16 protein-coding genes are annotated in these 22,256 nt (G+C 28.9%); 11 read left to right on the top strand and 5 right to left on the bottom strand.

The features are described from left to right. Window positions 1–252 precede the first annotated feature (252 nt). Entirely contained in the window at window positions 253–924 is a 672-nt protein-coding gene (locus ACJDT4_RS21280; RefSeq protein WP_406789616.1) for a CatA-like O-acetyltransferase, read from the bottom strand. A gap of 372 nt (window positions 925–1,296) precedes the next feature. Then, a complete protein-coding gene (locus ACJDT4_RS21275; protein ID WP_406789615.1) occupies window positions 1,297–1,860 on the bottom strand; it encodes a hypothetical protein in 564 nt (187 codons plus the stop codon). Window positions 1,861–2,153: 293 nt separating this feature from the next. Between ACJDT4_RS21275 and ACJDT4_RS21270 the strand changes: the two genes are divergently transcribed. Continuing rightward, window positions 2,154–3,245, top strand: a complete 1,092-nt coding sequence (locus ACJDT4_RS21270) for a UvrB/UvrC motif-containing protein (protein ID WP_406789614.1) — start codon at window positions 2,154–2,156, stop codon at window positions 3,243–3,245. A 21-nt stretch (window positions 3,246–3,266) separates the two neighbouring features. Here the strand turns inward: ACJDT4_RS21270 and ACJDT4_RS21265 are convergent, their stop codons facing one another. Continuing rightward, the gene (locus ACJDT4_RS21265; RefSeq protein ID WP_406789613.1) at window positions 3,267–4,661 is read right to left on the bottom strand and encodes an MATE family efflux transporter; all 1,395 of its coding nucleotides are present in this window, start codon (window positions 4,659–4,661) and stop codon (window positions 3,267–3,269) included. A 92-nt stretch (window positions 4,662–4,753) separates the two neighbouring features. Between ACJDT4_RS21265 and ACJDT4_RS21260 the strand changes: the two genes are divergently transcribed. Further along, entirely contained in the window at window positions 4,754–5,578 is an 825-nt protein-coding gene (locus tag ACJDT4_RS21260) for a MerR family transcriptional regulator (protein WP_406789612.1), read from the top strand. Window positions 5,579–5,747: 169 nt separating this feature from the next. Here ACJDT4_RS21260 and ACJDT4_RS21255 read toward each other — a convergent pair whose 3' ends face one another. Then, window positions 5,748–6,089: a winged helix-turn-helix transcriptional regulator gene (locus ACJDT4_RS21255; RefSeq protein WP_406789611.1), complete on the bottom strand. Its 342-nt coding sequence runs from the start codon at window positions 6,087–6,089 to the stop codon at window positions 5,748–5,750. A 216-nt stretch (window positions 6,090–6,305) separates the two neighbouring features. Here ACJDT4_RS21255 and ACJDT4_RS21250 point away from each other — a divergent pair, with 216 nt between their 5' ends. The 3 genes from ACJDT4_RS21250 (at window position 6,306) to ACJDT4_RS21240 (ending at window position 10,618) form a co-directional block, all read left to right on the top strand. Then, a complete protein-coding gene (locus tag ACJDT4_RS21250) occupies window positions 6,306–6,941 on the top strand; it encodes a flavodoxin family protein (protein ID WP_406789610.1) in 636 nt (211 codons plus the stop codon). Between the two features lie 730 nt (window positions 6,942–7,671). Then, window positions 7,672–9,246 (top strand): glycoside hydrolase family 43 protein, encoded by a 1,575-nt coding sequence (locus ACJDT4_RS21245; protein WP_406789609.1) that lies wholly within the window; start codon window positions 7,672–7,674, stop codon window positions 9,244–9,246. A 112-nt stretch (window positions 9,247–9,358) separates the two neighbouring features. Continuing rightward, entirely contained in the window at window positions 9,359–10,618 is a 1,260-nt protein-coding gene (locus ACJDT4_RS21240; RefSeq protein WP_406789608.1) for a glycoside hydrolase, read from the top strand. A 282-nt stretch (window positions 10,619–10,900) separates the two neighbouring features. Here ACJDT4_RS21240 and ACJDT4_RS21235 read toward each other — a convergent pair whose 3' ends face one another. Further along, window positions 10,901–11,608, bottom strand: a complete 708-nt coding sequence (locus ACJDT4_RS21235) for an MBL fold metallo-hydrolase (protein ID WP_406789607.1) — start codon at window positions 11,606–11,608, stop codon at window positions 10,901–10,903. 310 nt (window positions 11,609–11,918) lie between these two features. Here ACJDT4_RS21235 and ACJDT4_RS21230 point away from each other — a divergent pair, with 310 nt between their 5' ends. From ACJDT4_RS21230 to ACJDT4_RS21205, 6 genes are all read left to right on the top strand, one after another. Then, entirely contained in the window at window positions 11,919–13,256 is a 1,338-nt protein-coding gene (locus ACJDT4_RS21230) for a Na+/H+ antiporter NhaC family protein (RefSeq protein ID WP_406789606.1), read from the top strand. A gap of 272 nt (window positions 13,257–13,528) precedes the next feature. Beyond that, on the top strand, window positions 13,529–14,833 hold the full coding sequence (locus ACJDT4_RS21225; protein ID WP_406789605.1) for a transcriptional regulator: 1,305 nt from the start codon (window positions 13,529–13,531) through the stop codon (window positions 14,831–14,833). 294 nt (window positions 14,834–15,127) lie between these two features. Next, a complete protein-coding gene (locus ACJDT4_RS21220) occupies window positions 15,128–16,327 on the top strand; it encodes a hypothetical protein (RefSeq protein ID WP_406789604.1) in 1,200 nt (399 codons plus the stop codon). A 488-nt stretch (window positions 16,328–16,815) separates the two neighbouring features. Beyond that, window positions 16,816–17,043 (top strand): hypothetical protein, encoded by a 228-nt coding sequence (locus ACJDT4_RS21215; RefSeq protein WP_406789603.1) that lies wholly within the window; start codon window positions 16,816–16,818, stop codon window positions 17,041–17,043. A 541-nt stretch (window positions 17,044–17,584) separates the two neighbouring features. Then, window positions 17,585–21,319: an nSTAND3 domain-containing NTPase gene (locus tag ACJDT4_RS21210; protein WP_406789602.1), complete on the top strand. Its 3,735-nt coding sequence runs from the start codon at window positions 17,585–17,587 to the stop codon at window positions 21,317–21,319. A 152-nt stretch (window positions 21,320–21,471) separates the two neighbouring features. Further along, entirely contained in the window at window positions 21,472–22,086 is a 615-nt protein-coding gene (locus tag ACJDT4_RS21205; RefSeq protein WP_406789601.1) for a PDZ domain-containing protein, read from the top strand. The last annotated feature ends 170 nt before the right edge of the window (window positions 22,087–22,256 follow it).

The raw sequence follows: 22,256 nt of genomic DNA, 5'->3' as shown, positions 1-22,256 counted from the left end.
TCTACAGATTACTATTTATATTACTCAATCTTCAAATATTATAAATAAACTAATCAAATTTATTCCAACTCTTATTATAACATATTTTGTAAATGCACTATTAACTATGCTATGGCGTTTTTACTTATAAAGATAACCTTAGGCAAGCTATTTCAAGCCTTAAAACTTATTTGTGGTAAGGTTCTCCTTATCTATTGGAAGTGAGGTTTTTCCTATACGTCTATCACATTTAAGTTTCTTTTATCCAATTTACTATTTTACATTCTTAATCCACTTTTCAGGATGATTTACTTCCCATTGCAAATCATCTAAAAACAGCTTTATATGGTAACCGTCTATTGCTGCATGATTAACTGTAATGGATAAAGGCATTGTAATTATGCCATTTATTTCAGTGAATTTACCGGATTCGAAAATGGGTGCGTAATAATTTCTTGCATTTTGTAGTTGCATGGATATACTGTTAAAAGAAAACCACGGAACACAAGATATAATATAGTTATTAGCAGGAGGTGCTCCTTTTGGCAGCATAGTACCGTGAACTTTTCCATATTGTTTTATATCTGAAGTATAATTTTTATAAAAAATATCAAAATCATTATTATATTCTGTCCAAATAAATGTTATTGTTTTATCATCTTCGTGAAACACAGGGTAAAAGGGAGTTCTATAATCAAAATAGCCTAAGGTATTATCATGAATTGCCATAAGGAATTCATGATGTTTTCCCATAACCTTAGTTATCAGGTATAAATATGTAGGAAAGAATTTTAATCCCTTTATTTTTAATGCATTTCTAAGAATTGTGATGTCTATTGTTACATTAATAGAATAAATAACGGTTGATACTGTTTCTGTAAAATATTTATATGTTTCTGCTCTTGACCATGTTTTCATGTCAATATTATTAAAATTTATATTCATATGTTCATGCTCCAATCTACATTTAATTTGTAAATATAAAGCAAAGACCACACAATTAGTTCAAACTAGCTCCGAACAAATCTATCGTTTATTTTCATGCAGTCTTTGCACGGAGCTTTCTTTCACAATACATTTCGATGATCTTTTCATACAGATTCACCTCCTTATAGATAAACAAGCTGGAAGCTTTAAATTACTAATACTAAATTTATCCCTATAAACTAGAATTTCAAGAAGAGTAGAGAGTAGAGAGCAGAGAGTAGAGTGAAGGATGATTTTTCTCTGCTGTCGCTGCAAAAAATCTTAAACTTAATGCTTGCGCATGGCATAAAAATAGTGTTCAGCGTAGCTGAACCAATTAAGTTCTAAGATTTACCTGAGAGAAACGAAAGGTAAATCCACATCCACTCTACTCTTTTTCAAAATATCCACAGTATGAGCACTTGCACCAAGAAGCTCTGGTCTTTCACACGTAGACAAATGATATTTAAGGAAAAGCTTAAAGGTTTCTTCGTCCATAGCATTCAAAGTAGGTCTCATGTAATCAGCTGGACCATCTGCTGCAATTATTTTTATTCTTTTTAAGTTTACTTCATCCTTCAACTTATTAATATCTTCAAGTCTTACATAGTCATATAAATCTTCTGGCTGTGATAGGGTATGAAAATCTTCGCTAAGTTTGCCAGTATTAACGCATTCACGGATATTGTTTTCCTTAGTTATTTTAGTTAAGTTTTCTATATAAGGATGAATGCTAGGATAAACAGTAGGCTTAATGAGAGCATTAAATTTAGAAACTGTTTGAAAGTTTTCATTAAGCTTTAATGCTCCAATTTGAATGATTTCAAAGGACAAGCTTGAAGCATTGTTGCATTCAGCTTCAGTAGAATCTAAGCATTTTTTATTAAATTCCAAATCATATATTATATAATTCATGGCTAATCAAATCTTAAAATAATTATGAGCATATTACGACTTCTAGTTGAACTTATTATAACTCAATGCTATGCTTCTGTCAGTATTTTGAATTACCAGTTATTCTATACTTCAAATTGTGATAATTTGCTTGTGAAAGGTGAATTCCTATAATAAAATGTAATTAACGATAAACCACCATGAAACTTGAAATTTATTTGTACGAAAATGCCATCTTCTGGACATTATGGTACAAATAAATTTCAATAGTTGAAGCGGTTTATCTATGCCATTTACCTTTAGGAGGGGCCAATTTGGAGATAAAAGAAAAAGTAAAAAAACTGCCTTTTTCACCTGGGGTATATCTTATGAAAGATTCATTAGATACTATTATTTATGTAGGAAAATCTAAAAATTTAAGAAGCAGAGTTGGATCTTATTTTGTGAATTCAAAAGCACATTCTTCGAAGGTAATAAAATTAGTGAAAAATCTTAAGGATTTTGATTACATTTTAACAGATACAGAATTTGAAGCATTGCTTCTTGAATGCAAATTAATCAAAGAAATTAAGCCAATATATAATAGGCAAATGAAAAGTCCAAAAGGCTATTGCTATATAAAAATAAATATGGATGAGAAATATCCAAGCATTGAAGTCTGTAATGAGCCGGATGCTTCTAATGAAAAACTTTACTTTGGACCTTATACTAATAAAAATACTGTAGAAAAAGCACTATATGGCATAAAAGAACACAGTAAAATTTTGTGTACTAATAGTTCAAGAAAGGCTTTAGGATGTTTAAAATATTCTATGAATTTGTGTATTGGAATGTGTACAGGTAAGCTTTCTCACGAGTGTTATATCGCTTTAGTTGAGAAAATTACAAAATTACTTAATGGAACTGATTTGACTATTCTTGAAGAAATGGAACAGAAAATGAATATTGCTGCTGAAAGCTTTGATTTTGAAGGTGCGGCTAAATACAGGGATTATATAAAGTCAGTAAAGCATTTGATAAACACAACAAAAATTATTAGCTTTATAGAAGCCAATAAAAATATTGCTCTGGTAGAGTTTTTAAATAATAAAGAAATTAAGTTCTTTTTAACAAAATATAATAAATTGATTTTTAGTGAGAAATATAAGCTTAATAGTTTAAAGACTGATGAAATAAAAAATAACATAAAAACTAATTTTTTTGGTGCCTTAAAAAATTCAATTAGTATCGGCAGGGATGAAATTGATGAAGCTCACATAATATACAATTACCTAAAGAGCAAGAAAGATGCGTGTGAGTATATGGTTATTAAAGAGGAATGGATTGATCAAATGGACAGCTCAAGCCTTGATAGAGCTGTCGATGAGTTTGTTGCAAAAAAAGTTTATGAAAAGCACGTTCTTTAAAAACTGTAAGGCTTTAGCTTACTATTTACGCAGCAGTTTATTTCTTTTCCAGGCTCCACTTAAAAAGCGTATAAAAAGAAGAGTAAAGCGGAATATGTTATCTGCTATCATGCAAAGCCATACTGCTTTTAGACCAAGTTTAAATTTGTATACGCATAAGAAGGTCGATAAAATTCTTACGCCCCACATGGATAATATGGATACAAATACTGGAGTTTTAGTGTCACCCACTCCATTAAATATTCCTTCCAGTATTATTAACGCACCAAACATAGGCTCAGATATGGCTACAATGCGGAGCACAGAAGAACCAGACTTAATTACTACAGGGTCTTTTATGAATATAGACATCATAAAATCTGGAAATAAAAATAATATAGTTCCTGTTATAGTCATTACAGCGACAGCAATTGCTATCATTGTTACAGATACTTGCTGAAGCTTCTTTTCATTTTTTTCACCCAAAGCATTTCCGGCAAGAGTTGAAGCAGCAGCCTGCATACCATAACCAGGAATATAAAAGGCTTCTTCAGCAGTTAAAGCAATGGAATGAGCGGCAAAAGCTAGTGTTCCAAGTCTTGTTACCAAGGAAGAAAAAACAACCTGACCCAAACAAGTTGTCACACGCTCAATAGTTACTGGAAAACCAACGTTAACACATCTTTTCATTATAGGAAGATTTAATTTTATTTTTTTGCCTTTAGGTGATACTATTTTGTTTTTATATAGTGCCAAAAACATTAAAATACCGCTTATAGTGTAGGAAATGGCTGCTGCAATAGCAGAACCAACTACACCTAAGCCTGCTCCATAGACAGGTATTTTTAATTTTCCAAGGAATATAGTTTGATTTCCATAAATTAGAATAAAGTTTAAAATAATATTAGTTATATTCATAATAAGGTTAACCTTCATAGGTGTTTTTGTATCACCTGTAGAACGAAGCACTGCACCAAAGATTATTGTTGCAACACGAAACAGCATGGGAAGGCATATGATGCCAAAGTAAAGTGAAGCATTTCTTTGAATTTCTGGGGCAGCACCCAACCATTTAGGTAAAAAAGGACTGATTGACAAGGTTGCTATTCCCATGATTATTCCTAATATTATAGTTATTATGATTGATTGTATAGCCGCAATTTTAGCTTTTTCAACTTTTTTTGCACCTATGCACAGGGATATATATGATAATACACCTATTCCCATAGCAAAAGCAGGGCTGTTTATGAGCCAGTTTACTGTGGTTGTAAGCCCAACTGCAGCTGAAGCCTTTGCACCCAATCTTCCTACCATAGCAGAGCTGACATACTGCACTGTTGTTTGAAGAGCCTGCTCAACTACAGATGGCCAAGCTAAAGAGCAGATAATTACAATCATTTCTTTTCTTTGATTTAAATCTTTTTTAATATTTAGCATAATATTCTCCACATTTATTATATTGTTCATAGATTTCTCATTTGATATAATAAGGGGTATTGTAACTATATGGTCAAGAGGATGAGTAAAAAATGAAAAATAAAATATATTTATCTACTGGTGAATTAGCGAGAATGCTTGGTGTTACGAAGCAAACAGTAATTTATTATGATAAAATAGGCTTGATTTCTCCTGCAAAGCGCGGCGAAAAGCATTACAGATACTATACCTTAGAGCAAGCAGATGAATTGGATTCCATCTTAACCTTTAGAAATTTAGGTGTTCCAATAAATGTGCTTAGAGAGTATTTAACTGTTCGAAATGCAGAAGGATGCATTGAGATGCTTAGAAAGCAAAGGGAGAAAGTTGACTTAGAGATTCAAAAGCTGGATAAAATAAGAAAAAAGATAGATGGGCGATCTAGGCTACTAAAAGAGGTGCTAGAGGTTAAAGATTTTGAAGGTATTAAGTTTTCTACTGAAGCCGAAGAGCTGTATATGATAGAGCCTTGTATAGATAAAGATGAAAAATCATGTATGCAGAGCTTTATTTCCATTTGCAACCGCTCTAAAGAGCTTCAAATTGATTTTGAAAATCCTATTTGCAGTATAATTTCAAAGGAAGCTTTGATTCAAGGTTGTTATAAAAATGTAGCTTATTTTGGAATAAAAATGCCAAGGGATTTCAGTGGACAAGTAATTAGTAGACTTGTAAAACCTTATGGAACCTATGCATCAACCTATCATAAGGGTTCCTACGAGACGATGTACCGTTCTTATGAAAGACTTATAAAAGGTATTGAGAAAGAGGGGTATAGTGTGTGCGGTAATGCATATGAGATGGATCTATTTAGCACGCTTACTAATGCCAGCAGCGATGAATATTTGAAGCTGATTTCTATACAAGTTTGTAAGTAGAATTATTAAGTTCACGCTTAGAAAATTAATATAAAAATTGTCTGGGATAGCTCGAATATTATGTTTTAAGATATCTAAAAGGAGCTATAGAACCCTGATTACGAAGAGATTTTAAAATTCATTTTTCTTCGTGATCGGGTTTTTTATTTTAATATAGGAGTAAAGAATGTTATTTGCAACTATCACCTAAGTAAGAGTAATATTTAACGGACCAAGCTTCAATTTCTTTAATAGCCTTAGTGAGATCCTTACCTTTATCTGTAAGAAAGTATTCAACTTTAGGTGGAACTTCGGGATAGATTACTTTATCTATTAATCCGTCACTTTCTAATTCTTTAAGTTTTTCATTTAATACTTTTTGGCTTATCCCTTCAGTCATTCTTTGAAGCTCTAAAAATCGTTTTGGTCCGCTGTATAAATGGCATAATAAAACTCCCTTCCATTTACCTCTTATAAAATCCATTGCAAAGTCTAATAAACATACATAACTTTTACCATTATAATTTACCATTTTGTTACCTACCTTCAATATTCTATGATTAGTATAAACTAACTTATTTAATAATAGCAAATTAAATATTTAAAATAAATAAAGTGAGTACAGCGTGGCTAATACAATAATTCCTACTTATAGGTAAGTCATCTAACAAAAAAGTGCGTACTTGTTACTAAAATTATTGAGACCTATAATAGCCTTATGATTTAAAGATTATATGGAGGTATATGTATGAAAGTAGTTGCTTTTAATGGAAGTCCTAAAAAGAATGGAAACACATATCATGCAATAAAAGCTGTAGCACAGGAATTAGAGAAGGAGAATATAGAAGTAGAAATTATTCATGTTGGTAATAAGGTAATACGTGGATGCTTAGACTGTGGTGGTTGCAGCAGAAATATGAATGAGAAATGTGCTATTCAAAATGATGAGGTTAATGATTGGATTCAAAAGATGAAAGAAGCCGATGGTATTATTTTAGGTTCTCCTGTACATTTTTCAGCTATAGCAGGAACAATGAAGTCATTTTTGGATCGTGCATTTTTAGTCACATCAGTAAATAATGGCATGCTTAGGCATAAAGTAGGAGCAAGCGTTATTGCTGTAAGAAGATCCGGCGGTGTTCCGGTATTTAATCAATTAAACAACTATATAAGTTATTCAGAGATGATAATGCCAACGTCAAATTATTGGAATGTGGTTCACGGCACAAAACCAGGAGAAGCAGTGCAAGATGAAGAAGGAATGCAAATTATGAGGGTTTTAGGTAAGAATATGGCGTGGTTATTAAAGCTTTCTGAAGCAGGAAAGGGTAAAGTGGAAGAAAACAAAATAGAAGATAAAATATTTACAAACTTTATAAGATAAGCTTTGCGTATATAAATCAGAATTAGTATTGAATGATTAAATAATACCTAAGAGATATGAATAATAATGAAAAGTGAAGAGTAAACAGAAAAAATTATCCTAAACTCTTCACTTTTTAATTTTTTTATCATAGACAAGTATTCTGAGGCAATATTATTTTTATATTTTTTTAAAAGAACTAGCCTTTCTTTAAAATTATTTTAATTACATATCTTAACAATTTCTTGATTGTAAATTATCATAGAAAAACTTAATTGAATTGATGTAACTTAACCTTTTGACTATAGAAATGCTTGACGAAAGTTCCATTATACTTAAAGTGTTTAAAAATTTAATATTAAGAGGAAAAACGAGATAACATGATGTAAACAATGGTTTTTACTAAAAAATAGTCTACATATGAATTGATATAAAACTATATAGTTTATATAATTATGGTATAAAATCAAAATAAATACAAAATTGTAGAAACATATATAGTAATAAGAATAAAGTTGACATAAGCTGACTATTACTTCTGGGATTGAAGCAGTTAATAATGTTCTAGGATATATGTAGATAATGATAAATCATTTAACTTGAAATTTATTTATACTAAAGTGTCGCATTTAAGACCTATGGTGCATATAAATTTTGTTAGTTAAGATCGGTTTATCTATAAGCAAAATTAAAATTTAAGGAGGGATGTTAACGTTAAAATAATTAATTTTAGTGGGGAGGAATTTTAAAAATGTTTAAAAAAACAAGCACATTTTTGTTAGTCACTGCATTATTAGTTGGACTTTCGTTAAACACGTCTACGGTAAATGCAAGTAGAAATAAAAAGTTAATAAGTAATATGGTTACAAAAAAGATTTCAGCAGATGGGCTTACTTCAGCACTTGCAAAGGTTCCAGGATACTCTAATCCACTTATTTCACATAAATTTGGAGCAGATCCATTTGCTATGGTTTACAACGGCAGAGTGTATGTCTACATGTCCAGCGATTCTTTTGAGTATAAGAATGGAAGCATTGCTGACAACGATTACCAAAATATTAAGACGGTATCTGTTATATCCTCTAGTGATATGGTTAATTGGACAGATCATGGTGAAATTCCAGTAGCAGGGGCTAATGGGGTAGCAAAATGGGCAGCTAATTCTTGGGCACCAGCAGCTACACATAAGGTTATAAATGGAAAAGAAAAGTTCTTTCTTTATTTTGCAAATAATGCAGGAAGTATTGGGGTATTAACAGCAGATAGCCCAATTGGTCCGTGGACAGACCCTATTGGACAACCACTTATTACTAAAGGTACTCCAGGCTGCAATGTTGAATGGCTTTTTGATCCAGCGGTATTTATAGATGATGATGGATCAGCGTATTTATATTTTGGTGGTGGAATACCAGGAGGTCAAAATCCTTCTCAAGCTCAGATTGCAAATCCAAAAACGGCTAGAGTTATAAAATTAAGCAGTGATATGACTCATACTGTTGGAAGTGCAGTTACAATTGATGCGCCATTTATGTTTGAAGATTCAGGGATACACAAATATAATGGTAAATACTATTATTCATATTGTTCTAATTTCTCTGGAAATCATCCATATGGAGCGCCACCTAAAGGTGATATTGCTTACATGACAAGTAACAGTCCTATGGGACCATTTACTTATCAGGGCACTTTCTTAAAGAATCCAGGAAATTATTTTGGAGTTGGTGGTAATAATCATCACGCTATTTTTCAATTTAATAATCAATGGTATGTAGTATATCATGCTCAAACTTTAGGAAAAGCAATGGGAATTACAAAGGGATATCGTTCTCCTATGATTAATAAGGTTTCTTTTTCTCAAAGTGGGGCTATAAATAATGTTATAGAAGATATGCAGGGAGTACCTCAAATTGCTAATCTTAACCCATATATAAGAAATGAAGCTGAAACTATTGGTTGGAATGCAGGTATTTCAACTGAAAAATGTCAAGCACCAGGGGCAATGGTAAGCAGCGTTAATCTTGATGTTACAAGCATAAGCAATGGGGATTGGCTTGCAGTATCAAAGGCTGACTTTGGAAGTGGAGCTAAATCATTTAAGGCCAATATAGCATCAACTGTAGGGGGTAAAATAGAAATACATTTAGATAGTGCAGATGGACCAGCTATTGGAACTCTTAATGTAAGTTCTACAGGTGGAGCACAGCAGTGGAGATTGATGCAGTGCAACGTACAAAGTATTAGAGGTGTTCACAATGTTTTCTTTAAGTTTACAGGAAACAGTAGTCAAAACTTATTCAATATGGATTATTGGCAATTTGTTAAATAGTAATTGCAGAGAGATATTTTTAACTAGATAAATTTTTAAGTAAATCGACCAATTATCTGTAAAGTTTGCAAAATAATTAATTGCTTATATTAAATAAAATGGGGGAATTAAAATGAATAGAACAGTTAAAAAAATGTTAGCAGTGTTAATGACACTTTCTATGACTTCCTTGCCGCTCTTTGGACAATCTACGTCAATTAAAGCGTCAACAAATGATGCTTCAATAAATTTATCAGCTAAGCATCAAGTTATTAGAGGTTTTGGAGCTTCTAGTGCATGGTGTGGAGTTCTCAGTGATAATTGCACAAACACTCTTTATGAAAACATAGGACTCAATATCTTGAGGTTACGTATTGCTCCAAATGAAGGCTGGAATAAAGGTGATTATAGAGTATGGTCAGATGAACTTGCTAATGCAAAAAAGGCACAGGCAAGAGGAGCTATTGTTTTTGCAACACCATGGTCAGCACCAGCTTCAATGAAAACTAATAATTCAGTATCTGGTAGTAATAAATCAGCAATAAAGCCTTCTAGTTATGGTGATTATGCGAATTATTTAAAGACTTTTGCAAAGTATATGTCTGATAATGGAGCACCTTTATATGCAATTTCTCTTCAAAATGAACCGGATTGGGCACCTAATTATGAAGGGGCTACTTGGACAGGCCAACAATTTCATGACTTCCTTGCAAAATACGGTGCTTCAATATCCAAAGCAACTAAAATAATGATGCCAGAAAGTTTAGGTTTTGATCATGCCATGTCAGATCCAACACTTAAAGATCCTACTACTGCCTCATATGTATCAATTGTTGGAGGACATCTTTATGGACATCCAGCAGTTGATTATCCTTTAGCACGTAATGAGGGAAAAGACATATGGGAAACAGAAAAATATTTTGAAGGTAATGATGCACACACATGCGTTACCATGGCTAAAGAAATTAATGATTGTATGACAACTGGAAATATGAATGCTTATTGCTATTGGTGGATATCTGCAGATCAAAATGGTCTTTATAATAATGCAACTGCTTCAGCTTATAAAAAAGCTTATGTACTTGGTCAATTTTCAAAGTTTATTGGTCGTGGCTATTACAGAGTTGATGCTACAGTTAATCCACAAGGAAATGTTTATATGTCAGCTTATACAGGAAATAACAAGGTAGTGATTGTTGCAATAAATCAAGGAACTTATAATGTAAACCAAAAGTTCAATATATCAAATAGAAATGTTTCTAGAATATCATCATGGATAACTTCAGGATCAGCTAATATGGCTAAAGGCAATGATATAAATGTATCTAATGGAAGTTTCTCAGCTTCACTCCCAGCACAAAGTATAACTACATTTGTAGGAAATTTGAATTAGAAATAATGTAGTGTCTATATCTATCTAAATCAGGTGTGCAGAAGAAGATAACGAGAGTTAAGCCTTCGTTATCTTCTTTAAATTTTTGGAGGAAAGTAGAAACTCATAGATAAACAAAATCTTTATATCAGTTCATTAAATGGTGTGTGAAGCATAAAATTCTTAATACTTAAATTTATAGCCATAATGTTGCCTGTATTTTTTAGCTAATATTTTTGCTTACACTAATGAATTACTTTTACATTAAGGCTATTCAACTATAAGTATGATTAATTATTATAATTAAGAAATAATATCTTCAACATTATAAGTTTTGTTAAATTCTAGTTCAAAGTATTTTATATCACTATTTTTTAGCGCTTCCTTATATTTAGTTGGGTCTTCTGTATTTTCTGCAAACATACCATAATGACATGGGATGCCAACTTTAGGGTTGATTTCTTTTGAAAGCTTGGCCGCCTCAACATAATTCATATTTCCTAGCTTACCATTGATGCAAGTTACAATAATATCTATATTGAAATTTTTAACCTCAAATAATTTTTGGTTAAATAAACTATCGCCTACAAAATATATATTTATATCGTTATAATTAACTATAATGCCTATACTGTCTTTGTAGTGATCGGCATAAACCGCAGTAATAACAGCATCATTTATCTTAATGGATTTACCAGCATTTAATTCAATTATTTTTTCTTCTTTAATTCCTAGTAGTTTAAAGTGGTGAGCACAGCTTGTAGGACCTAAATAAAAAGTTTTGTTATAATCTGTATATTTTAATGTTTCTTCATCTAAATGATCTACATGATCATGTGTTGTTGCTATAATATCTACATTTAATTCATTTGGTAATATGGGTGGTGGAATTAATCTATTGAAACCATCAACATTCAAAACAGAATTTGAAAGATAGGGATCAATACACAAGGTTCTGTTTCCTAAAGTAAGTATAAAACCATTTTGACCTATCCATCTTAATTTAAACAAGATTATTACCTCCGTTCACATAATTAATATTGTAGAATTCTATATTATTTAAAATATTATAATTTATTATATCATTTAAAAATAGTATTAAAAGATAATGATAAAACATTACAAAAATTTTTGATAACTTCCATTTTGCTCTATTATATGATATTCTGATTTTAAATGATTGGACATATAGGGATACCGACTCAATTATTAAGTTATACATGCATCATAATGCTTAGAACATGGCATTTTGAAACATGTATAGCTTAAATTTCGGTACGGTACCCCTTTAATAAATACATAAAAGGAGATATTTAAAACAATGGACGAAAGAAAAGGTAATGCTGCAGCCCTATTACCATTAGGGATATTTATTGTGCTGTTTCTTGGTGTTTCACTTATAACAAAGGATTTTTATAAAATGCCTGTAGTTTCAGCATTAATAGTTGCATCAACTATAGCCATACTACAAAACAAAAAAGTACCTATAGAATCAAAAGTTGAAAGATTCTGCAAAGGTGCTGGAGATTCTAGTATCATACTTATGTGTTTGATTTTTATTTTAGCAGGTGCTTTTGCTGAAGTTAGTAAAGCTATGGGAGCTGTAGATTCTACAGTAAATTTAGGACTAGCTGTTTTTCCACATAGCTTTATGGTGGCGGGTATGTTCATAATTGGGTCCTTTTTATCTATGTCGCTTGGAACTTCTGTCGGAACAATAGTAACTTTAGCACCTATTGCGGTTAGAATTTCGCAAAAGACAGGTTTGCCTATGGAATTTTTGATTGCGGCTGTGGTTAGTGGAGCTATGTTTGGCGATGGATTATCCATGATATCGAATTCTACTGTTGCGGCTACTAAAACTCAAAATTGTGAAATGGTAGACAAGTTTAAGGCTAATTTTAAGATAGTACTTCCAGCAGCAATTTTAACATTAATTATATATGCGTTTTTAACTTTTGGCATGCATATAAATAATTCAGGAGCATATAACTATGATTTAATTAAGATATTACCTTACATAGCAGTACTTATAGTTGCGCTAACAGGCTTTAATGTAGTGTTAGTCTTAGTTGGGGGCATAGTATTAGCAGCTGCAATAGGTATTATTTATGGTTCTTTTGATATATTTACTGTATTTCAACTTTGTGCAAAAGGTGTTGCGGGTATGGAGGACATATCTATAATATCCATACTAATTGGCGGTATAGGTGAACTAATAAAATTCAACGGTGGTATAGATTATTTATTGTATACAATACGCAAAAGAGTGCATTCCAGAAAAGGTGCTGAATTTGGCGTAGGAGTATTAGTTAGCTTAGTAGATTTGTGTACTGCTAATAATACTGTTTCTATAATTATAGTTGGTTCACTAGCTAAAGAACTATCGGAAAACTATGGTGTAGATAGAAGAAAAACTGCCAGTCTGTTAGATACCTTTGCTTGCTTTGTGCAAGGATGTATACCTTACGGAGCTCAGCTTTTGGTTGCTTCTAGCTTTGCAAAAATTTCGCCGTTTATGATAATGAAATACCTTTGCTATCCATATCTTTTAGGTGTTGCATCAGTATTTGCTATAGTACTTGGAGTGCCTAAGTTTAAAAATATAGTTAAGGATGACTTAAAAGTAAAAAGTAAGAAAACTTCTAGTGGAGATTAAAGTTCATAATTTGTAAATTGACATTATTATATTTAACGTATGTAAGCAAGTTATGAGTATTTTAAAATATATTAATATAAGTAAAGCGGCTGGACAGCATCTATTTCCAGCTGCTTTTTTATAAGTATTTGTAATAGTATGCAGTTATAGAATATATCCAATATTAGGACATTTTTAAGTTTATAATTGTAATAGCAGTTATTTACATAAAAAAATATATATGGTACAATTTATAAAAATAGCTATAAATTTAATAAATGAGGGGTTTTTTAATGGAAAAGAGCGTAGTATTATCGGATGGTGATAAATTAAAAAGAATTAGAAGAAAGTATGTTTTGAAACAGGAAGAGATTACAGGAAAGGAGATAACCAGAAATCTTATAAGTGAAATTGAAACTAATAAAGCAAGCATTACCAAAAAAACGGCAGAGATTATTATAAAAAACTTAAAAGAAATAGGTAAAAAAAGAAACTTTGAAGTTACTGAAACGGTTGACTATTTGATGGAAAATCAGCTTGTACAAGCTACAAAAGTTCTTGATAATTATATAAACGAATTAGAAGCTTTAAGTATATCTAAAGATAATAGCTTTATAAAGACGCTTAAGGATGCAGAAAGTTTTTTAATTGATTGGGATATTAAAGATAAAAAGCTAAGAATATATGAATTGGCTGGAGATTATTTTTGTAATAATAACGAGATGTATGAAAGCGCTATATACTATGAAAAAGCCTCAGCTTTAGTTAGTAGGATTTTTTTAGATAATAAGCTGTTACCAATTTTAAGAAAGTTATCTGTTGTATACATATATACTGCTAAATATAATTCAAGTTTAGATAGCTGCAACTTTGCATTAGACTACTTTAAGGATATGTCTAATAATGAAAAGGCTGTGTTTTTACATAACCGTGCTTTAAGTTATAGAGCTTTAAAAAATTATGATTTAGCATTGCAGGATATACGTACTTTGGAGAATATGGCTAATGAATTGGATAAACAGAAGTATTTTGAAGTTTTAAACTTAAAAGCAATATGTCTCAAAAGTAAAAATGATTTAGAAAATGCATTAACTGTGTATAATAGTATGATAAATTTTTTAGATGATAATGACTTTGAGAAGAAGATAATAGTATATATAAATATTGCAGAGGCTTATATGGAGCGAAATGATGATAAATTAAATGAAGAGTTTAATAATGTAAAAGAACTGTTGTTTAAAATAAATAATAATTATGAGTACATAACTGATATCTATTTTGAAGTGGCAAAAATATATAAATACTTGAAAAATACTTCAAAAGCTGAAGAATATTACATGAAAGCTCTAAAATCAGCTAAATTAAAGCATGAGTGCGTTTTGGAAAGTGATACATTATGTGCTTTAATAGATATATATTCAGAGTTGGATGATGCTGAAAGTATTGGTAAGTTGAAAATTGAGTTTTTTAATTTATCGAATAATCAATTAGCTATAAATAATATAATATTATGTAAACTTATTAACTTTTATAATAAAAAGTTTTCTACAGAAGAAATTAAAGAAATATCAAATTTCGTATTACAATTTAACATGTAGTGGAAAGGAAGTTGTATAAATGAAATTAAAAAAAATATGCATGTTATCAGCTATAGCTCTATTGTTACTCGCTTCTGTAATGATGGTTAATTCTGGTAGTATTAATCTTGGTGAAGTAATAAATCATCCTTGGAAAGCAGTTATATACTTATTCTAAAAAATTATGTTTTGATAAAAATAGTATTATAGGCGGTTAGTCTTAATACTGTTTTTTTAGTTGGTGATTGTTATCATAAAAAAGGTTTGATTAAAGCATTATAAATGTTATATAAGAAAACTGGAGGAAAGTATTGTATGTATGATGATTTTATAAATTGTTATGATAAAGATATGTTAATAAAAAATGATTTAGATGAAAAGTCTGCTAATGGGGCTTTTAGTATAATAAGCAAAGCAATCATTGAATTTATAGTAACGATGATTCCACTTTTGGGAATAGCAATTAATACATATAAAGATATTTCAGATGAAGAAAAAGATAAAAAGATGAATATATGTTTAGAGGATCTTAATAATAAAATTAAGAATGTAGAATTTAGCAAAATATCTTGGGACTATATTGATTCACCTGAATTTAATAATAAAATTTTGAATGTGCTAAGTAAAGAGTATAAAAATATAAATAAAGAGTGTATAGATGAATGTTTATTAAAAGCTAAGCTTTTTATAAAAGATGAATTATGCAAATTGCACAGAAGTTTTATTAGAAGTGAATTAGAGGGATCAAAGAAATGTCCATGTATAGTACAGATACCTATAGAAAATTTACTTTTTAGTAGAAGCCCAACTGTTCTAAAAATTGAAAAAGGAAAAGAGAATATAGTTCGTAAAGAACATATAGAACTTGAAAAAAATAATTATATAAACGATAAAAATGGTTTGATAAGCTTAAAAGATGAGTTTGAAAATGAATTTAAGTATGATGGGAAATTAGGGACAGGAAGTGTATATTCTTTACATGTCGATAAAAGTATTTATAATGAAATAGAAGAAATCAGAGCGATTGAAGAAGATGGTAAGTTTAAATTAATTACAAAGGTTAAACCTAACGACCAAATTTTATATTCAAATGATATTGATTTTAAAAATATAAAAAATATAAAAAGTTTGAAATTACTAACTAATGATAATAACATAAAAGTAATTTGTAGTGTAGATAAAGGTGTAACATGGAAAACTTATTATAATGGACAATGGAAAGAAACTAAAGATGAAATTGAAGTGTTTACACATGAAGGTATGACACCAAATATATTTAATTCAATTAAGGAATTATGGAATAAACTCATAAATGGAAGTACAATCAGATTTGCATATTTGATAGATAGCAAAACTAATATAAAAAAGAGTGTTTTGAAAAATATAGAAAATACATGTGATACAAAAGAAAATCTAAAAAAAGTTAATGATAATGAGTATGAAATTTCATTTTCCTCTGATGAGATTATGGAAGTTAGCATTTATTTTTCTGGTGATATAAAAATAATCGGTTAATTAATTTAAAAATTTCATAAATAGAAATGCTAAAATTAAAAGATAAGATAATAATATATAAGCAGCTACTTATTAATTTAAGCGGCTGTTTTTTTACTTATATTTGTTGTAAGTAGTTTTATGGCATTTTGGATATGGTGGTAAATCTTTATAGACAATTTTGATTCCATTCAAGAAGCCAAATGATTTGATGTTAATAAACTTATATTTAAAACTGGTTAATTTATGAAAGATGTGTTGATTTAGAAGTGAAAGTATGAAAAAAGACATGTATAATGCAGAACAACTAAAAAGTAGATATGAGTGTAAAATATGGTTTAAACAGGGAAGCTAAAAGGTATGTTCATATTTGTACAAAAATGCAATTTGCAAGTAGTCACTAGCTTAAAGGTAATCTTAGAAAAATAGATAAATTATTAAATATGTGGAGGATATTGTGATTATGTGTTGAAATAATACATAAAAGTAGTTGATGACGGATGCCCAAGGTGCAAAATGTAGAAAAAAGAATTTATGATATTGAAGGATTTGAAGTAAATATTTTAAGTTTTAATGGAAAAAATATTAGAAGTGATGCATCGTTGCCTAAGCAATATGAAGCAGTAAGAATGACAAAAAACTCTTTTTCAGTTACTGAATGGAGAACAAAGTTTATTCTTTTCTTTTTCAGAAGAAAGAAAAGTAAATGCAAGTGGAAAAAATGTGTTACTATCTGATTAACCTAAAGTTAACATGCGAATGACTTTAACATATACCCTTTCTTTTGAAATAAGTGAGACTATAACATTCATTATTATTGTTGATGAAAGCAAAAGTGAAAAATTTTTCCAATTAAATGTACACGAATTAAGTAACATATATATTACATCTTTAGAAGATGGACAATTTTACTGTTTTCTAAGGAACGGAAAAAATTTTTGCCTGCAAAATAAGCATGAAAATATATTGAAATATATTCAAACAAGAAAAGCTTTTTTTCTCAAAATTGTATTTATTAATTATATATCTAATTTTATTATTTTTTTAAAATCTATTTACAGTAAAATTTAATTGTTTCTCTTTGTTATGATTTGATATAATGGTATTCATAATAAACATTCCTTTTCTTTGGTGTTTTGTTTGTTGTGATTCTATTATACTCAAAGGAATGTTCCTTTGTCTTATGCATTAAAAATTAAGGCTTTAGCCTGATTTTTTTAATGTGAAAGTTGAGTAGTAATTGATAATTACATTTGTAGATGTAAAGGAAGAGATAAATTGAGTAAAATAAATGCAATTCAACAAGCTATTATGGGCTTAGATGGTGGAGAATATCAAAAACTAATGGATGCATATCTCTATAAAAAATTCAACTATAATAATATAGAACCATTAGGGTCTCATACTGGATCAAATAAGGTTACTAAGGGAATCCCAGATTCATATGTAAAATTAAATAATGGAAAATATGTTTTAATTATGTATGGTTCAGTTAACAGCACATCATATGATAAGATAGAAAAAGATATAAAATCATGCTTAAATAAGGAAAAACTTGATATCGATATAGAAGAAATTGAAGAAATTATATGTTGTTATACATCGACTAATATTCATATAGAACAAAGGCAAAAGTTAGAAGGCATGATTGATGGCATAAAAATAACTTTAATAGGGATAGGGACTGTAGCACATGACCTATTGATTAAGTATCCTGTAATAGCAGTTGACTTTCTAAGTATACCAATGGATACAGAGCAAATATTTGAAATTGATGATTTTATAGATAAATATGATAAAAACGGTATGAATGCTCCTATTAATATGGAACTGTTACATAGGGAGAATGAAATAGAATCTTTAATGGGTAAGCTTGAAAGTAGTAAGGTTGTTTTGATATTTGGAAAATCAGGAGTAGGTAAAACTAGGCTGGCATTAGAGATTGCTAGAATATATAAAGGTAAGCATAAGTCGCATGTGCTTTGTGTGAAAAATAATGGCCAAATGATATACAACGATTTAAAATACTATATATCAGATTCAGGAGATTATTTATTGTTTATAGATGATGCTAACCAGACTACGCAATTAAATCATGTACTAGACTATGTTATTGAACCACCTGAAAGAGTAAATGTTAGAATTATAATGACAATAAGAGATTATGCAAGAGATAGAGTGAAAAAAATAATATATGACAAAATAATTCCTCAGGAAGAGGAAATCGGTGTTTTAAGTGATGAGATTATAAAAGAAATTTTAGATAATAATCTAGGCATAAAAAATAATAAATGGTTAAATCAAATTGCAAAGATATCAAAAGGAAATGCAAGGTTAGCAGTTTTAGCGGGAAAGATTGCCTTGAAACGTGGATTTCTATCAATATATAATTCTGTTGATATATTTAAATATTATTATGGAGATGTTATTGAAAAAGAATTTCCTAATAAAAAGAAAATTATATCTGCATTTGTTATTACGCTGTTGGGGCCGTTTGAATATAAAAATAATGAAATAGCAATAAAAATATTAAGCGATAATGATATAAATGAAGATGAATTTTATCAGTTATGCTGTGAACTTAATGATAGCGAAATTATTGATTTATATATGGATAGAGTAGTAAAAATTAGTGATCAAAGTATGGGAGATTATTTGCTATACTATGTTTTGATAGAGAAAAAATATGTTGCGCTAATGGATATTCTTAAAGATATGTTTAAGCAATGTAAAAATAAAATAATCTATGCGTTAAATACTATTGTAACCTTATTTAATACCAAAGAGTGTTTGACATATATAAAAGAACAGGTAAATAAGGCATGGGATACTGTAGAAGATGATAATGAAGAATTTGAATATATAAAATCATTTCATGTATTAAATGAAGAAAAATCATTAGCATATATAAAGAAAAAAATAGATAAAATGGATGAAGAGAATAAAGTGTTAGATAAATTTAATTTCAAGGACAAAAAGAATAATAACTCCATTAAATCAGAGATAGTAGAGGTGCTAGGTGGATTTAAATATTCAGATGATTATGAATCGGTTCTTGAGTTAAGTATATATTATTTCAAAAAGAGACCATCTGAGGTGATGGATTTTTACTTTTTATTTTCTGATAGACTAGGATATGACCAAAATTCCTATGATTATGGATATAAAAGTGAGACATTAAATATTGAATATTTATGGAAAGAGTCTAATGATGGTTTAGATATAAATATAACTATATTGCTTTTAAATATAATCGAAAATTATATTATATTTGAAGTACATACAACTGAAAATAATGGTACGAGGTCAGTTAATTTCATTACATTTAGCTTGTGTATGTGTGATGGATTAGAAAGATTAAGAAAAACAATATGGAGCATTTTGGGTGGGTTATATGGTAATGAAAGATATAAGGATATTATAAATGAAATATTACTGAATTATAGACCATATTCAAACAATAAAGAACAGTTAAAATTGATATATGAGATGGATTTTAAATTTATAAAGGATTATATATTTAAACAGATAGTATCACCAGATTTTATACAATGTAACATTTTAAATCATTTTACAAGGATAAGTGAAAGATTAGAAGTTACTGTGGATGATGTGCTAAAAAAGTATGAGGAAAATGAAGAATTTTTAATATATAATACTTTAACTAAAGAACATGAAATCGGTGCTGACTGGGAGAAAGAAGAAGAAAAAAGAAAAGAAAATATATTGAATATGGTAAGGGATTATAACAAAGAGGATTTTGTTAAGTTATTTAAGTTATGTAATGATATTTTAGATAAATTTAAAAATAATAAACAATGGGAGTTACAAGAAGGTATAACATTCTTATTTGATGGAATTAAGGGAAATACGGATCAGTATATTATAGCAATAAAGTCATACTTGAAATGTGATACTCCATATTCAATTTGGATAGGAGATAAAATTTCTATTCTTATTAATCTTGTAGGTGTTAAAGAAACAGAGAGAATTCTTTTGCAATATGAATATGAGCAAAAGAATAGGTGGATATATGAATTCTTATTTTGCATTCCAAAGGAAGAACTAAATATAAGGTATGCAGGAATGTTACGAGAAATTTTTGAGGAAGAAATCAAAAAAGAACAACCATTAATACCTAATTTCCAAATTATAGTGAAGTATAAAGATATTGATGAAAGTATAGTAAAAGATTTGTCTTTAAAGTTATTAACAATAAATTCTAATCAAAGAGCACATGCTATACAGTCTTTTTTGGGTCGTGTTTCAGATAACAATTATGTAGGTAAACTTTTTGCTATATTTAATAAGGATATTGATATATTAGAAAAGTTGTATTTAAATGCAAGTGAGAGCCAAGATAATATTGATTATGAAGGTAATTTATTTATTAGTTTAGTAAAAAATAATATAGAGTTTCTAAAAGAATTTATGAAAAAAATAATAGAAATGGACAATACGTATAATTACACAAGAATTTATGAAAAATTGTGGCAACAAGAAAATTATAATGAGTTAGTTAAAATATCTTTTAACACAATAATAAATTTTAAAGACACTTTAGGTTTTTGGTCTTACGAAACAAGGTTAGAAAAAATATTTATAAGCAATACCAATACTACAAAAATAATTAGTGATAGAAAAGTACAATGGATAAAGAATTATATTAATACTTTTTCGAATAATATAGAATGTTTGAATTTTATTTTTCAAATAATAGTATCCGTATTTAGCTACAATAAAAAAGAATTTATATTATACTTTCTTAGTAAAAATAAAGACATAGAAATATTTAAAAGAATATCATTATTTTCTAGGACAAAATCATGGTCAGGAAGTGAAGTGCCACTTATAGAAAAAGAAATTAAATTTCTTAGTGAATTAATTGAGAGTATAAATGGAATAGATTATATTGAGCATAAAGCTTATTTAAAGGAACTTATCTCAAGCAAAGAAAAATATAAACAACATGTATTGATTCAAGAGTATTTAGATGATAGGTATTTGTCATAATTTATTATATGTTTAAAACATGACTTTATGTATATACAAATATAATCTTGAGATAAACCAACAATAATAAATGTATTATAGCTTATGTTATAATACAAGTATAAAGAACATATAGAATTTGAAAAAAATAATTTTATAAACGAAAAAATGGTTTGATAAGCTTAAAAGATGAGTTTGAAAATGAATTTAAGTATGAGGGGAAATTAGAGACAGGAAGTGTAAATTCTTTACATATCGATAAAAGTATTTATAATGAAATAGAAGAAATCAGAGCGGTTGAAGAAGATGGTAAGTTTAAATTAATTACAAAGGTTAAACCTAATGATCAAATTTTATATTCAAATGATATTGATTTTAAAAATATAAAAAATATAAAAAGTTTGAAATTACTAACTAATGATAATAACATAAAAGTAATTTGTAGTGTAGATAAAGGTGTAACATGGAAAACTTATTATAATGGACAATGGAAAGAAACTAAAGATGAAATTGAAGTGTTTACAAATGAAGGTATGACACCAAATATATTTAATTCAATTAAAGAATTATGGAATAAACTCATAAATGAAAGTACAATCAGATTTGCATATTTGATAGATAGCAAAACTAATATAAAAAAGAGTGTTTTGAAAAATATAGAAAATATATGTAATACAAAAGAAAATCTAAAAAAAGTTAATGGTAATGAGTATGGTGTCTCATTTCTGTCTGATGAGATTATAGAAGTTAGCATTTATTTTTTTGGGGATATAAAAATAATCGGCTAAACAATTTCAAAATATCATAAATAGAAATACTAAAATTAAAAGATGAGATAATAATATATAAGCAGCTACTTATTGATTTAAGTAGCTGTTTTTTTGTCATTTATGAAAACCACCTGCTGTGCAGGTGTGTTCAGAATAGCTTAAGCGATGAACAAAAAAACCTCACTTTG

It is taken from the genome of Clostridium neuense (assembly GCF_045310695.1).
GTDB classification, from domain to species: domain Bacteria; phylum Bacillota; class Clostridia; order Clostridiales; family Clostridiaceae; genus Clostridium_S; species Clostridium_S neuense.
The sequence above is the reverse complement of the archived record's forward strand: the minus strand, read 5'-3'. Positions and strand labels throughout refer to the sequence as shown.